Source organism: Agromyces rhizosphaerae, from assembly GCF_027925245.1.
In the GTDB taxonomy this organism is placed as follows: Bacteria; Actinomycetota; Actinomycetes; order Actinomycetales; family Microbacteriaceae; genus Agromyces; species Agromyces rhizosphaerae.
On sequence record NZ_BSDP01000001.1, the window covers coordinates 2,754,769 to 2,768,349 of the forward strand.

The window sequence follows — 13,581 nt, forward strand, 5'->3', positions numbered from 1 at the left end:
CGGCTCGTGTCCTTACGGAGTTCTTGCATTAGTATTCACATCACATTCACAGCCGGGACCTCCGAACCGGTGCGACGGCGTCGTCGGCACCACCGAGACCCCGTCTGCACGCGATCGGAGGTCGGGCTTGGTGAGCGAGTTCGTACCGACCGTTCCACCGCCTCCGACTTCCTCACCCGAGACCTTCCACTTCGACGCCTGGCGCTTCGACGCTCGCGGGGGGCGGCTCGTGGGCACCGACGGCGAGGTGTCGCTGCGCCCCAAGACGGCCGGCGTGCTGCGCGAACTGCTCGTGCGCGCGGGCGAGGTCGTGACCAAGCACGACCTGATCGACGCCGTGTGGGGGCCGGGCGGCTCCGGCGACGACGCGCTGGCCGTCTGCGTGAACGAGCTGCGGCGGGCGCTCGGCGACGACCGGAGGCATCCGCGCTTCATCGCCACCGCGCACCGGCGCGGCTACCGGTTCGTCGCGACGCTCGTCGACCCGCAGGGTGCGCGCGGCGTTCCTGCCCAGCTGCTCGTGGGGCGAGCGGGCGAGCTCGACACGCTTCGCGGGTGGCGCAACGGCGACGGGGGCTCCCGGCGCAATGTCGGCATCGTGATGGGCGAGCTCGGCATCGGGAAGTCCGCCCTCGTGCGCGCGTTCGTCGACGAGGTCCGCACGGCGGGCGGCGCCTGGGTGGGCGAGGGGCAGTGCCTCGAGCGCACGGGCGTCGGCGACCCGTACCATCCGTTCCTCGAGGCGCTCGGCGGGGTGTGCGCCGGGCCACGCGGTGCACGGGCGAGGGAGGTGCTCGCCTCGCATGCGCCGTCCTGGCTCGCGCAGCTGACGGGTGCCGCAGGCGAGACCCGGGCTGCCGAGCTCCGTTCGGGAACGGCGGGGCCGAGCCGGGGGCGGATGCTGCGCGAGTTCGTTGCCGCACTGGCCGAACTCGGCGCCGAGTCGCCCGTGCTGCTCGTGTGCGAAGACCTGCACGCGGGCGATCGTGCGAGCCTCGACCTCCTCTCGGCGCTCGCGCAGCGCGGGGCGCCGACGGGCGTGCTCGTGCTCGGCACCGCGCGCACCGACGAGGCGGGCACGAGCGCCCGCGGCGTGGACCTCCCCGAGCGCATCGGCGGGCTGCGCGACACGGGGTACCTGGCGCTCGGACCGCTCGACGCAATGAGCGCTCGCAGACTGCTCGCCGACCGTGGCGAGGCGCAGCAGCTCGACGACGACGAGATCGCCGCGCTCATGCGCCGAACCGGGGGCAACCCGCTCTACCTGGGCCTGCTCGCCGACAGCCCGGCCGCCGTTACAGTCGGCGGGCCCGCGGCGGAGCCCGCGATCCCCGAGGGGCTTCGCCGGGTCGTCGAACGGCGCATCGGCGCGCTCGCCGCGGCGGACCGCCGGCTGCTCGAGACGGCGTCCGTCTCCGGGGTCGAGTTCAGCGCGGCGGCGATCGCGACGGTCGACGCGCCCGAGTCCGAGCCAGAGATCGATGAACGACTCGCGCGACTCGCGCGCGGCCACGGTCTGCTGCGCGAGCTGGAGCCGGCCGGCTGGCCCGACGGCACGGTCACCGCGCGCTACGGATTCACGCACTCCCTCCACCGCGACGTGCTGTACGAACGGCTCGGCGGCGCACGACGAGTGCTCGCCCACCGCCGCGTGGGCGAGCGGCTCGCCGCCGCATTCGCGACCCGGCCGGGGCCGGCGGCCGCGGCGATCGCCCGGCACTTCGATCGGGGTCGCGACGCCGCGAACGCGGCGGCCTGGTTCGCCCACGCGGCCGACACGGCGCTCGGCCGGCAGGTTCCGGTCGTCGCACTGGAGCACTCCGACCGTGCGCTCGAACTCCTCGACACCGTGCGCGGGGCCGCGGATGGCGAGTCGACGTACGTCGACCCGCGCACGGTCGCGCTGGAGGCGCGACTGCGCGTGACCCGCGTGGCCGCGGCGATCCTCGCCGAAGGCGTGGCGTCCGATCGTGCCGCCGAGGAGGCTGCGGCGCTGGAGGTCGTCTCCGCCCGCATCGAGGACTCGAGCGCGCTCGGGCGCATCGGGTACGTGCTCTGGAGCGTGGCGTTCATGCGCGGCGACGTGCGCGCGGCGACGCGGCCGCTCGAACGGCTGGTCGCCGCGGCCGCGCACGGCGACGACGACGGGCTCCGCCTCCAGACGGCGAACGCGGAGGCCGTCACGACCCTCGCGCTCGGGGACCCGGTGGGCGCCCGCGAGCACCTCGAGCGGGCGCGGGCGGTCGACTCGCCCGAGGTGCGACGACGGCTCGCCGGTGCCTACCAGGACTCGGGAGTGCTGCTGCGCTCGTTCGCCGCGCTCGACGAGTGGCTGCTCGGCAGCACGGACGCGGCACGGGGCAACGCGGAGGACGCGCTGCGGCTGGCGCGGGCCGGGTCCCGGCCCGACGGCCTCGCTCAGGCGCTCAGCGCGCTCGCTTTGGTGCATCAACTGCTGGGCGACACCGCCACCGTGCGAGCGCTCGCGGAGGAGCTGCGCGCGCTCGCCGAGGCGAACGAGTTCGCGAGATGGCGCTCGGCCGCCCGGGTCATGATCGGCTGGACCATGATCGAGGACGCGCCGGCGGATGCCGCCGAGGCGATCCGTTCAGGCCTCGCCGAGCCCGAGTCGGTGGGTGACGGCATCTGGGCGCCGTACCACCTGGCGCTGCTCGTCGAGGCCGAGACCGCCGCCGGGCGCATCGACGCGGCCGCGGAGGTCGCAGACCGGGCGATCGGGCTGGCCGAGGCATCCGGTGAGGTCTGGTACCTGGCCGAGCTCACGCGCATGCGGGCGGGACTCGCGTTCGCTGCCGCACGCGAGTCGGCCAACGGTCGGCGCGGCCGGCTCGAGCGCGAGGCCGACGACCTGCTCGAGCGGTCGCTCGAGATCGCGCGCGACCAGGGCGCGCACGTGCTCGAGCTGCGGACGCTCGCGACGATCGCCGCGCGCGACCTCGAGCGGCGCGGGCCGGGGCGCTGGCTGCGGGAGCGGTCGGGGGCGTGAGGCGAACGCGACGATGTGGGCACCTGATGATGGACTGATCGCATGACGACCGCTATCGAGATCTTCAGGTCCACCGACGGCGTGGTGACGATCGAGTTGCGCACGGATGGGGAGCGGATGTGGGTGTCGCAAGCCCAGATCCAGCAGCTCTTCGGCATTGATCAGTCGGGCGTGTCCCGGCACATCCGGAACGTCTTCCGCGACTCCGAGGTGGACTCCGAGAGCAATATGCAGAAAGTGCATATTGCCGGATCGGACAAGCCGGTGACGTTGTACGGGCTCGATGTAGTGCTGTCGGTCGGGTACCGAGTCAACTCCTCCCGCGCAATCGAGTTTCGTCGTTGGGCGACGGATGTACTCAAGCGGTACCTGCTCGAAGGGGTTGCCACGAATGATGCTCGGCTCCGAGAGCTGGGAACTCTGGTCGAAGTGCTCTCCCGCTCGTCTGATCGCCTTGTCGCCGGAGTCGCTGAGGTCGTTGCCAGGTACCTGCCCAGCCTTCGCACGTTGCGCGACTACGACGAGGGCGCGATTGCGCCTGCGCCCGGCGACGCACCGACGTGGGTCCTTGGCTACGAGGAGGCGCGCGCCGTCATCGATGAGGTCGGCGCCGAGTTCCCCGACGACACGCTGTTCGGTGGTGAGCGTGGCGACGCGCTCCGAGGGGTCGTCGAGACGATCTACCAGGGGTTCGGCGGGGTCGAGCTCTACCCGACGGTGCAGGAGAAGGCCGCCAACCTGCTCTACCTCATCGTCAAGGACCACCCGCTCACCGACGGGAACAAGCGCAGCGCTGCGGCGCTCTTCGTGCACTTCCTCGCGCGAAACGGCCAGCTCGACGAGCGCGGCGTGCCGCGCATCTCCAACAACGCGCTCGCGGCGATCACCCTGATGGTCGCGATGAGCGACCCGAAGGAGAAGGAGCTGATGGTCGCGCTGCTCGTCAGCATGCTCGCGGGCGAGGTCGCATAGCGGGCGAGGAGCCTCCACAGGCCACCGTGGCCGACGCGGTGTCAGGGGACCAGCTCGGATAGTGTCGACCGACACCCGGCGGGAGGCGTGCGTGGGGAAGATCGAGGCGAAGTCCGGCGAGCCGGCGACTGAGCCCGATCCGACTGCGCAGAGCCGGGTCGTGGTCGTCGCGAATCGGGTGAAGGCGGTCACCATGGTGCTCGTCTGGGTGATGTTCCTCGCGATCTCGGTGATAGCGGTGGTCAACGGCACGCGGACGCTGGACAGCGTGGCGCAGTGGGGAACCTACGTCGAGCACCGGTGCGAACCCGTGCCGAAGGGCGGGTGTCGAAGCATCGGAACGTGGCGGGGCGACGACGGCACAGTCCTCGGCACCGTCCTTCAGCCGGTGCAGTTGTTCGGTGCCGTCTCCGGTGAGGACTCGAGCGCACGGGCGGCCTACGTTCCGGGCCGGTGGCTGGTCTTCCACGACGGCCCGGACGTCGTCGTGCAGACGGAGGCCGCCGCGACGCGGACACTGGTATTCGGCTGGGTCGGCGTCGTCGTGCTCGGTGGCGGGTCGCTGGCGTTCGGCGTCGTGCTGCTGGTGCTCCTCATCCGGAGAGGGCGAGCGGGTTGATGGACTACGGATCCTCCGCCCAGCACCCTGAACAGGGAGCGAGCGAGGTCGATTCCGGGCACTCGCGGCCGCCGCGGGGCCTGCTGTCGGTGGTCCTCGCGAGCATCGCGGCACTGGGCCTGGTGGTGGGCCTGATCGCGTACCTCGCGCTGGTCGCGGCCGTTGCGCTGATCCCCATCACGGGCGTGCAGACGTTGGGGAGCAGTGCGCAGTGGGGGACCTACCACGAGCGGGACTGCGCCACGGTAGGGCGCGGATGCGTCAGCATCGGCCAGTGGAGGGGTGATGACGGCACGTTCATCGAGACCGTCCAGCTCGCCGGCCGCACCTACCCGCCCGACGGCGTCCGGGCGGCATACACTCCGGACCGCTGGTACTGGCCATGGGGCGAGCACCGCGTGGTCGTGCAGACCGAGCACTCGGCATGGTCGAGCATCGTGTTCGGCACCTTGGGCACGTTGCTGCTGATCGCCGTGCCCGCGGGGGTCGTCGTGGCGGTCGTCCGATTCTCGGCGAAGTCCGTGCCCGAGCCCGGGGCCGGGCAGGCCGCATCCGCCTCTTGATTATTCACATATCGTGAAGATATACTCACGTTCTGTGAAGACTTTGCCCGCCCAGCTGACGCCGTTCGTACGGTCGGACGTCACCGGTGCGCTCCTCGCCGAGACGCTGGGCCGACCCGAAGAGGAGTTCTCGCTCGCCGAGCTCGGGCGCCGCATCGGCGCGGGCGGCGGCGTGGTGCACAAGGAGGTCGGGCGGCTCCTCGAGAGCGGCGTGCTGGTCGACCGGCAGAGCGGCCGCAACCGGCTGGTGCGTGCGAATCAGGGGCATCCGCTCTACTCGCTCATGCGCGAGCTGATCCAGGCGACCTACGGGCCGGTGCCGGTGCTGCGCGACCTGCTCGGCGGGCTCGACGGCGTCGAGCGGGCCTACATCTACGGTTCGTGGGCGGCCCGGCGGCACGGCGAGCCGGGGGAGTACCCGAACGACGTCGACGTGCTGGTCGTCGGCGACCCGCCGCGGCGCGAGCTCGCCGACCTCGCGGTGCGCGCGGGCGAGCAGGTCGGCCTCGACGTGAACATCACGCGGGTGGGCCGAGACGAGTGGGACGCCGCGAGCCCGTCGCCGTTCATCGCGACCGTGCGCTCGCGCCCGCTGGTCGAAGTGCTGACGGAGGCGTCCGATGGCTGACCGGCCTGCGGTGATCGAGCGGATGCTGCGCAGCAAGCGCCTCGAGCGTGTCGACGAGAACCCGGCCCACGCCCGCGACGTGCTCGCCGTGGCGCAGCAGCACGTGGCGACCGCTCGCGCGCTCGCCGGCACCGACGACGTGGCCATGGCGTTCACGGCGGCCTACGACGGCGCGCGCAAGGCGCTCACCGCGGTGCTCGCGCACGAGGGCGTGCGCGTGCGCGCGATGGGTGGCGCCCACCGCAACACCGGGCTCGCCGCGGCCGCGTACCTCGACGACGCCCCTGACGCGATGGCCGAGTTCGAGTGGATGCGCCAAGTGCGCAACAACACCGAGTACCCGAGCGACGACCAGCCCACCGCGACCCGCGCCGACGTGCGCGAGGCGATCGCCGCCGCCGACGCGATCGTGGCGGCGTGCGCCGCCTGGCTCGCCGCCCGCGGCTGAGCGGCGACGGTGGCGGGTGCGCAGGCCCGGGAGTATCGTGCGACGAGAGCCGCGCCGACGGGGGAGTCGCAATGTCACGCGCCATGCACGCACTGTCCGGAGCGGGCGCGGCTGCGCTCGTCGCATCCGCCATCGCCTTCGCCGCACCCGCGCAGGCGGCCGAGGTGGTCATCGACCAGCCGGCCGACGGTGCCGGGTTCGAGATGATCTGCGGCGTGCTCGACCTCGCGCAGACGTTCGAGGCGACGGCGACCGGTGACGTGACCGAGCTCGAGCTGCATCCGACCACCTCGGGCACCGTGTCGCTCGCCTTCTTCGCGTCGGCCGTGTTCCCCGTGGGGCCCGAGGGCTACCCGGACGACCCGCTCGTGCCCGCGCAGCAGGTCGACCTGACCGGCGGCGAGACCGCGACGGTGACGCTCGACACGCCGGTGCCGGTGACCGCGGGCGACGAGTACTGGTTCACGCTGCGCTGCGCCGGCGACCTTCCGCCGAGCGGCACGATCACTCTGGGCGGGTCGACCACGGGAGACCCGTACCCGGGCGGCGACGTCTACTTCGACGAGGGCGGGGGCTTCGGGAAGATCGTCCTCCCGCCGGGCCACGCCGATCTCGCGTTCCGCCTCGTGATCGACACCGACCTCGACGCCGACGGCGTGCTCGCCGACGCCGACGCCTGCTCGGGCACGGATGCCTCCGCCCCGCCGCCCGACCTCAAGCGGAACCACTACTGGTCGACGCCCGACGGGTTCGTCGACCAGACGGGCGCGGTCGCCTACTCCTTCGACGACACGAGCGGATGCTCCGCCGAGCAGATCATCGACGAGGCCGGCGCCTCGGTGGGCCACGCGAAGCACGGGCTGCCGCGCGGGGTGCTGCAGGCCTGGATGGCGCGCCACTGAGCCGGTTCGCCGGGCGAGGATGCGACGGCAGCACCACTCAGCGGCGCGGCGCCTCCCTGCGACCCGCGCGCTCGGCGAAGCGGTCGATCGCGCCGAGTAGTTCCTCGCTGCGCCAGAACGGTCCGACCCGATACTCCGACTTCGTCTTCAGGATGCCTGCGTCGACGAGGGCACGAAGCGGCGGGTAGACGTTGGGCGTCTGCGCGCCGAGCTCGGCGGCGGCGGTGGCTGCATCCACCACAGGGTGGCGCAGGAGCACGTCGAGCAGCTTCCACGCGTTGCTCGAGCGTCGCGCGGTGAGACGGTCGTTCCAGCTCTCGCGAATCGACTCCATCTCGGCGACGAGGGTTCGCGTGTTGGCGACCGCCCGCAGCGCTGCATCCGCGAAGGACTCGACGATCGGCGATACATCGCCCTCGCGATACCGCGTCAGCGCGCGGTGGTACCCCTCGACGTCGGCGAGCAGGCCCGCTGAGACGGGGAGTGCGACGTTCCGCGTGACGCCGCGGAATCGCAGGAGCGACTGGGCCAGCGCCCTGCCGGTGCGGCCGTTGCCGTCGGTGAACGGGTGGATCGTCTCGAACTGGGCGTGCGCGACGGCGACGGACACCAGTGGCGCGATGTCGGTTCGGCGCGCGAATGCGGTGAGGTCGTCGATGAGCGCGGAGATGCGGGAGTGATGCGGCGCGACGAACTCGGCGCCGACCGGGCTGTCGCTGCGCGTCCCGATCCACACGGCCTCACTCCGCCAGCGCCCGGGCGTATGTCGTGGCTGTGCGGACATGAGCACTTCGTGCATCTTCGCGATCGAGCTCTCCGAGAGGTCGTCGGCGAGCGCGATCGCAGCGGTCATCGCGCGCGTGTTCGCGGTGATCTGCAGGGCGTTGCGCCCGCTCTTCGCGCCGAGCTCCGCGGAGAAGATCGCGCGAGCAGATGCAGTGATGTGCTCGATCTGCGATGACGAGGCTGCTTCGGATCGGAGCAGCACCGGTGCGAACGCCGCGATGCGAAGCCCGAGCTCTGCATCGAGGCGACCGAGTTCCCTGGTGGCTGCGTCGGCAGCCGCAGCTGCTCGTGCGGGCGGTTCGGGGGTCAGGTCCGCGATCTCGGGCGGCAGCGCAGACGCGTATCGAGCTGTTCGACCGGGAAGGCCTCCGTCGCTCGCCCAAGCTGTCGACGGCTCCCACACCTGGTCTTCCCAGCCCAGGGCGGGCCATTCGGGTCGCGGCGGCTCCGCTGCGTTGCTCATAACGCGCCTCTCCGATTTTATGAGTAACTAGTTTACTCATAATCCTCGCGAGGTGGGTTCTGAGTTCGGCTACCCGAACGAGTCGCGGATGCGGGCCGCGTGCGCGACGATGCGCTCGACGACCTCGGCGTGGTGCTGCATCGACGCGCGCCAGTCGCCGACCCCGAGCCCGTGGTCGGCGCCGTCGACCGACACCAGCGCGGCCGACGTGCCGTCTACGCGCTCGGGTCGCCACGGGGCATCCGCCGTGCCGCCGATCGCGAGGTGCGTGTCGGGTGCGTCGCGCAGCGCGGCGGCGATCTCGTCGTCGGTGAGGATCGGCGTGAGCCAGACGCCCGCGGTGCCGGTGGCGACGGCGTGGGGGAGCGCGAACGAGCCCAAGGACTTGCCGACGATCAGCGACGGGTCTGCGGGGAGGCTCGCACGCGCCTCCGCGACAGCGGCCTCCACGAACGCCCGCGGACCCTGGTCGAGGGCATCGGCGGTCGGATGCCACTCCACGGCGTAGGTGCGCCAGCCGCCGGCCGCGAGCGCCGAGGCGGTCCAGTACAGCAACGGCGCCTGCGCGGTGTAGCCGCGCCCGGGCAGCACCAGGGCGACCGGGCCGTCGGAGCAGGTGGGGCGGACCTCGTGCACCTCGAGCATGCGCGCGACTCTACGACACCGCGCGTCCTCGGTTCAGTCGTCGACCACAACGAGCTCCTGCGTCGCGCGGGTCATGGCGACGTAGCGGTCGACCGCGCCCTCGATGCCGTCGCCGAACGCGTCGGGCTCGACGAGCGCGACCAGGTCGAACTCGAGGCCCTTCGCCTCGACGGGGGAGAGGGAGCGCACGCGCCCCGTGCCGCCCGCGACCGAGTCGACCGAGAGCGAGGCGTCGCCGATCACGCACGCGACCCCCTCGTGCGTCGCCAGCCACCGCTCGAGCACCGACCCGAGTTCGGCGCGCGCCACGCGTCGCACCGGCACCCCGGTCGAGCGCACCGACGTCGGTACGTTCGCATCCGGGATCGCGCGTCGGATCACGGGCTCGGCCTCCGCCATGACCTCGGCCGGCGTGCGGTAGTTCACGCGCAGCGTCGCGACCGAGGCATCCGGGAGCCCCACCCGCCGCAGGCGCTCCTCCCACGACTCGGCGAAGCCGTGGCGCGCCTGCGCGCGGTCGCCGACGACGGTGATGCTGCGCGACGGGCAGCGCGCGATGAGCATGCGCCACTCGGCATCCGTCAGCTCCTGCGCCTCGTCGACGATCACGTGCGCGAACGGGCCCGCGAGCCGGTCGGGGTCGTCGGCGGGCAGCACCGCATCGTCGACGAGGCTGTTGCGCAGGTCGTCGCCGTCGAGCCAGCTGAGGATGTCGTCGCCTGCCGCGATCAGGCGCTCGATGGTCTGCGACATCGCCTCGCGCTCGGCGGCGAGCGTCGTCTCGCGCTCGCGGCGCCGCCGTGACGCCCGCGGATCGCCGAGGCGGCGCCGGGCCGCGTCGAGCAGCGGCAGGTCGGCGCTCGTCCACTCCGAGGCATCCGTTCGCTGCAGTGCCGCCACCTCGTCGGGCGCGAGCCAGGGCGCGCAGCGGCGCAGGTAGGCGGGCACCGACCAGAGGTCGGCGACGAGCAGGGATGCCTCCACCAGCGGCCACGCCCGAGTGAACGTCCGCGCGAGCGACGTGTTGCGGGCCAGCGCGCGACGCAGCTCGTCGACCGACACCTCGTCGTCGTCGAGCCGGTCGGCCAGGATCTCCACGAGCGTCTCCCAGACCTGGTCGCGCGCCTCGTTGTGCGGCGTTCCGGGCTCGGGCGACGCGAAGGCCTCAGCCCAGTCGCCCGGGGCCAGCCACAGGTCGCCCCACGGGGTCTCGACCTCGAGCGCGTGCGTCGGCGGCTCCTCGTAGAAGGCCACGGCGGGTTCGATCGCGTCGATCATTCGAGCGGATGCCTTGAGCCTGGCCGCGTCCGCATCGCGCTCGCCGACCGCGTCGGCGCCCTCGGCGACGAGCTCGCGCAGGGTGCAGGTCTGCACGCCCTCCTCGCCGAGGCTCGGCAGCACATCGGCAACGTACGCGAGGTACGACGGGCTCGGCCCGACGAACAGCACACCGCCCCGGCCTGCGCCGAGCCGCGGGTCGGCGTGCAGCAGGTAGGCCGCGCGGTGCAGCGCGACCACGGTCTTGCCGGTGCCCGGCCCGCCGTCGACGACGAGCGCCCCGCGAGAGTCGGCTCGGATGATCGCGTCCTGGTCGGCCTGGATGGTGCCCAGCACGTCGCGCATGCGACCCGACCGCTCGGTGCCGAGGCTCGCGATGAACGCCGACTCGTCGTCGAGGGCGAGCGCGTCGCCCGGGGCATCCGCATCGAGCAGTTCGTCCCAGTAGTCGCGCACCCGACCGCCTGCCCAGCGGTATCGTCGCCGGCTCGCGAGCCCCAGCGGGTTCGCTCCGGTAGCCGCGAAGTAGGGCTCCGCGGCGGGCGTGCGCCAGTCGAGCAGGAGGCGGCGGCCGTCGTCGTCGGTCAGGCCGAAGCGGCCGACGTACACGGGGTCGCCGCCGTCGGCGGGCACGATTCGGCCGAGGCACGCGTCGGCGCCGAACCGGCGCAGCGCGCGCAACCGGGCCGACAGGTGATGGATGCGCAGGTCGCGGTCGAGCGCCTGCTGGCCGCGCCCGCCCGGGGCGCGGCGCTCGGCGTCGAGGCGGGAGTCGAGCTCGGCGATCTGCCCGGCGATGCGGTCGGCGATGCGGGCGAAGTGCCGCTCGTCAGCGGCGATGCGTGCGGGGTCGGCCTTGTGGGCGTGGGTCGGAGGGAGGTCGAAGGTGCGGGTCGAGAGGCTGGTCACGCGGCGGCTCCGGGGTCGAGGGAAGCGCGGCGCCGACGCCGAAGCGGGTCGCGGAATCGGGCTGCGACCAGCGATTCTGCCCCCGTCACCCCCTCTTGCCGCAAGCCCCCCTCGGTGCGGGATAATGGATGTGGGGGAATTCAGGCGAGGAGCCAGCACACCTCGGTGCGCCATGCCGCCGGGTCGGGCTCCTCCTCCGGGTCGCTGAGGTAGCACTCCCACATGGTGTCGCTCGGCACGAGTCCTCGCTCGGCGACGGCGCGTCCGAGTTCGTCCCACGTGGTTCCGAGCGTCTCGTAGGGGCCGACGTGCATCGTCGACGCGACCGTGCCCGCGGGCAACTCGCCCGCGCCGACCTTCCCGGTGTCCGTGAAGGCACCGGCCACGGGGATCCCAGCCTCGACGTCGGCCGTGGCACCCGGCATGCCGTGGTAGATCGCGAACGGGGCTCCGGCCGGCTGAACGCCCTGCTCGCCCACCGCCCGCATGATGGCGGGGTAGGCACGCGCGAAGAACTCGCTGAGCTCGGGCATCGGCACGGTCTCGCGGATGCTCGCCGTGGGCTGCGCGGCGCGGTCGCCGATCGAGATGTCGGCCATCGTTCAGTCCTCCTGGATGCGGACGCGGAAGGTGCCGTGGAAGCCGGTGCCGTCGATCTGGAAGGTCCAGTCGCCTGGAGCGCCTGCGACGGGCGCGGCCGCCACGACGTCGGGGTGCGCGTCGTCTGCCGCCCTGGCCCGCACTCCCGCCTGATCGAGCGCATCGTCGCCGATGAGGTGCTGCTCGCCGGTGTGCAGGTAGATCTCGGTCACTGCTCCGGCCGCCTCCGCGTGCGTGCTCGGGAACGCCTGCACGTAGTACTGCTTGCGGTAGACGACGTTGTCGGAGAAGCCGATGCCGAACGTGTCGCGCTCGCCGACGTAGAAGTCGACGCGGAAGACGAGTCCGTGCGCGTCGCCGGGCTTCAGCGCGGCGTTGATCCAGCCCTCCCAGATGAGGCGGTTCGGCCCCGCCCAGTCGGTCGCGCCGCCGAACTCCGCGAGCGGCTTCATCAGCGACGCCTGCAGGTCGCCGAGGTCGTCGGTCAGCCGGTCGTCGCGGAACGGTCCGTAGCAGTTCTCGGCCTCGACGCTCTGGTGGAACAGCTCGAAGTCGACGAACCTGGGCTTGATGGTCACCCCGAAGTAGAACTCGCTGCGCCCGACCAGATCGTGGCCGCGCGTGATCTCCGCGTCGTCGAGGAAGAGCGCGATCCGGTGCGTACCGTGGAAGAACCGCATGGCGATCTCGTACGCTTCGCGCGAGGTGACGAGCGAGTCCGCCCCGCCGTGGCACTTGTGCACGAAGGTGCGCGGTGCCCCGGGCAGTTGGGCGGATGCCTGCTTCACCAGTCCGTCGCTGCGGTTGTACACCATCGAGCCGTCGTTCAGCAGGCTCGACAGCCGGTTCAGCGCGCTCGCGATGCCGACGCTGTACGAGCGGTAGTTCGTGCCCACCACGGTCAGCACGTTCCGGGCGTCGAAGATGCGCTCCCACTCGCGGAACCGCGTGGACTCGGGGTCGAACGAGGCGAGCTCGTCGCTCGCCTCCTCGACCTTGGGCAGCGCGCGCAGCAGCCATTCGGGCGTGCGCTGGAACGAGATTCCGCGGTGCGGGGTGCCGAGCGTGACGATGCGGTGCACCAGGTTGCGCGGCGCGATGGCGTCGGCCCCGGCCGCATCCGCCTGCCCGTCCCTGAGCTCGTCGGACGTCGCCTGCATCGCGATCAGTCCCTCACGGGTGACGAGTCCGCCCATGCTGTGCGCGACGATGTCGACACCGTCGAACACCTCCCCGTGCCGCTCGGCGGAGCGCCGGATCAACGTGACCAGCCGCTCGAGTCCCTTGCCGTAGTTCGCGAGCGCGCGCGGGTCGAGGTCGTAGTAGCGGAAGATCCAGATCGTGCCCGCCGTGCCCTGCGACAGCACCTTCCGCTCGACCGTGGGGTCGAGCACGATGGTGCCGGTCACGTCGTCGGGCGACAGGTCGTATGTGCCCGGCGGGGGATCCTGGGCCCCCGAGTAGAAGCCGGCCACGTTCGTGGCATCTCGGTACGGATGCTCCGCCGACTTCATCGCCCGCAGCACGAAGCCCTCGTAGATGTAGTTCTCACCCCGCCTGCCGGGGTAGACGGTGCCGTCGTTGAAGCCCTGGTAGGGGCTCGCCTGATCGTCGTCGATGCCCACGCCGCCGAATCCGCGGATCAGGATCAGCGGTCTCGGTGTCTGCTGCTCGGTCGTCGTCGGCATCGCACGGGCCCCCGTCCGCATCAGTGAGGTTCGCTCGTACGTTGCTCCCTTCGGGTGCGCGCTGTCAAGCATC

12 protein-coding genes are annotated in these 13,581 nt (G+C 72.1%); 7 read left to right on the forward strand and 5 right to left on the reverse strand.

What is annotated here, in order from left to right; all coding sequences use genetic code 11:
* Nucleotides 1–130 precede the first annotated feature (130 nt).
* From QMG39_RS13035 to QMG39_RS13065, 7 genes are all read left to right on the forward strand, one after another.
* Complete coding sequence (locus QMG39_RS13035) at nucleotides 131–3,007, forward strand: ATP-binding protein (RefSeq protein ID WP_281885661.1); 2,877 nt, start codon at nucleotides 131–133, stop codon at nucleotides 3,005–3,007.
* A gap of 42 nt (nucleotides 3,008–3,049) precedes the next feature.
* Nucleotides 3,050–3,979, forward strand: a complete 930-nt coding sequence (locus QMG39_RS13040) for a type II toxin-antitoxin system death-on-curing family toxin (RefSeq protein ID WP_281885663.1) — start codon at nucleotides 3,050–3,052, stop codon at nucleotides 3,977–3,979.
* A 160-nt stretch (nucleotides 3,980–4,139) separates the two neighbouring features.
* The gene (locus tag QMG39_RS13045) at nucleotides 4,140–4,598 is read left to right on the forward strand and encodes a hypothetical protein (RefSeq protein WP_281885665.1); all 459 of its coding nucleotides are present in this window, start codon (nucleotides 4,140–4,142) and stop codon (nucleotides 4,596–4,598) included.
* The gene (locus QMG39_RS13050; RefSeq protein ID WP_281885667.1) at nucleotides 4,598–5,161 is read left to right on the forward strand and encodes a hypothetical protein; all 564 of its coding nucleotides are present in this window, start codon (nucleotides 4,598–4,600) and stop codon (nucleotides 5,159–5,161) included. The genes QMG39_RS13045 and QMG39_RS13050 overlap by 1 nt, the downstream gene beginning before the upstream one ends.
* A gap of 34 nt (nucleotides 5,162–5,195) precedes the next feature.
* Nucleotides 5,196–5,789 carry a nucleotidyltransferase domain-containing protein gene (locus QMG39_RS13055; RefSeq protein WP_281885669.1) on the forward strand — a complete coding sequence of 198 codons (594 nt, stop codon included), beginning with the start codon at nucleotides 5,196–5,198 and terminating at the stop codon, nucleotides 5,787–5,789.
* Nucleotides 5,782–6,237: a HEPN domain-containing protein gene (locus QMG39_RS13060; RefSeq protein ID WP_281885671.1), complete on the forward strand. Its 456-nt coding sequence runs from the start codon at nucleotides 5,782–5,784 to the stop codon at nucleotides 6,235–6,237. Before QMG39_RS13055 ends, QMG39_RS13060 begins: the two co-directional genes overlap by 8 nt.
* A 71-nt stretch (nucleotides 6,238–6,308) precedes the next feature.
* The gene (locus QMG39_RS13065) at nucleotides 6,309–7,139 is read left to right on the forward strand and encodes a hypothetical protein (protein WP_281885673.1); all 831 of its coding nucleotides are present in this window, start codon (nucleotides 6,309–6,311) and stop codon (nucleotides 7,137–7,139) included.
* A gap of 37 nt (nucleotides 7,140–7,176) precedes the next feature.
* Here QMG39_RS13065 and QMG39_RS13070 read toward each other — a convergent pair whose 3' ends face one another.
* From QMG39_RS13070 to QMG39_RS13090, 5 genes are all read right to left on the reverse strand, one after another.
* Nucleotides 7,177–8,388, reverse strand: coding sequence for a Fic family protein (locus QMG39_RS13070; RefSeq protein ID WP_373878330.1), 1,212 nt, complete (start codon nucleotides 8,386–8,388; stop codon nucleotides 7,177–7,179).
* Between the two features lie 69 nt (nucleotides 8,389–8,457).
* Nucleotides 8,458–9,033 carry a hypothetical protein gene (locus QMG39_RS13075; RefSeq protein ID WP_281885677.1) on the reverse strand — a complete coding sequence of 192 codons (576 nt, stop codon included), beginning with the start codon at nucleotides 9,031–9,033 and terminating at the stop codon, nucleotides 8,458–8,460.
* A 33-nt stretch (nucleotides 9,034–9,066) separates the two neighbouring features.
* Complete coding sequence (gene helR / locus QMG39_RS13080) at nucleotides 9,067–11,220, reverse strand: RNA polymerase recycling motor ATPase HelR (RefSeq protein WP_281885679.1); 2,154 nt, start codon at nucleotides 11,218–11,220, stop codon at nucleotides 9,067–9,069.
* A 140-nt stretch (nucleotides 11,221–11,360) separates the two neighbouring features.
* On the reverse strand, nucleotides 11,361–11,819 hold the full coding sequence (locus QMG39_RS13085) for a GyrI-like domain-containing protein (RefSeq protein ID WP_281885681.1): 459 nt from the start codon (nucleotides 11,817–11,819) through the stop codon (nucleotides 11,361–11,363).
* A gap of 3 nt (nucleotides 11,820–11,822) precedes the next feature.
* Entirely contained in the window at nucleotides 11,823–13,508 is a 1,686-nt protein-coding gene (locus QMG39_RS13090) for an esterase/lipase family protein (RefSeq protein WP_281885683.1), read from the reverse strand.
* Between the last annotated feature and the right edge of the window lie 73 nt (nucleotides 13,509–13,581).

Coding starts and splice junctions, on each gene's coding strand:
- QMG39_RS13040 (WP_281885663.1), top strand. CDS start 3,050: ATGACGACCGCTATCGAGATCTTCAGGTCCACCGACGGCGTGGTGACG.
- QMG39_RS13050 (WP_281885667.1), top strand. CDS start 4,598: ATGGACTACGGATCCTCCGCCCAGCACCCTGAACAGGGAGCGAGCGAG.
- QMG39_RS13060 (WP_281885671.1), top strand. CDS start 5,782: ATGGCTGACCGGCCTGCGGTGATCGAGCGGATGCTGCGCAGCAAGCGC.
- QMG39_RS13065 (WP_281885673.1), top strand. CDS start 6,309: ATGTCACGCGCCATGCACGCACTGTCCGGAGCGGGCGCGGCTGCGCTC.
- QMG39_RS13070 (WP_373878330.1), bottom strand. CDS start 8,388: ATGAGCAACGCAGCGGAGCCGCCGCGACCCGAATGGCCCGCCCTGGGC.
- QMG39_RS13075 (WP_281885677.1), bottom strand. CDS start 9,033: ATGCTCGAGGTGCACGAGGTCCGCCCCACCTGCTCCGACGGCCCGGTC.
- QMG39_RS13085 (WP_281885681.1), bottom strand. CDS start 11,819: ATGGCCGACATCTCGATCGGCGACCGCGCCGCGCAGCCCACGGCGAGC.
- QMG39_RS13090 (WP_281885683.1), bottom strand. CDS start 13,508: ATGCCGACGACGACCGAGCAGCAGACACCGAGACCGCTGATCCTGATC.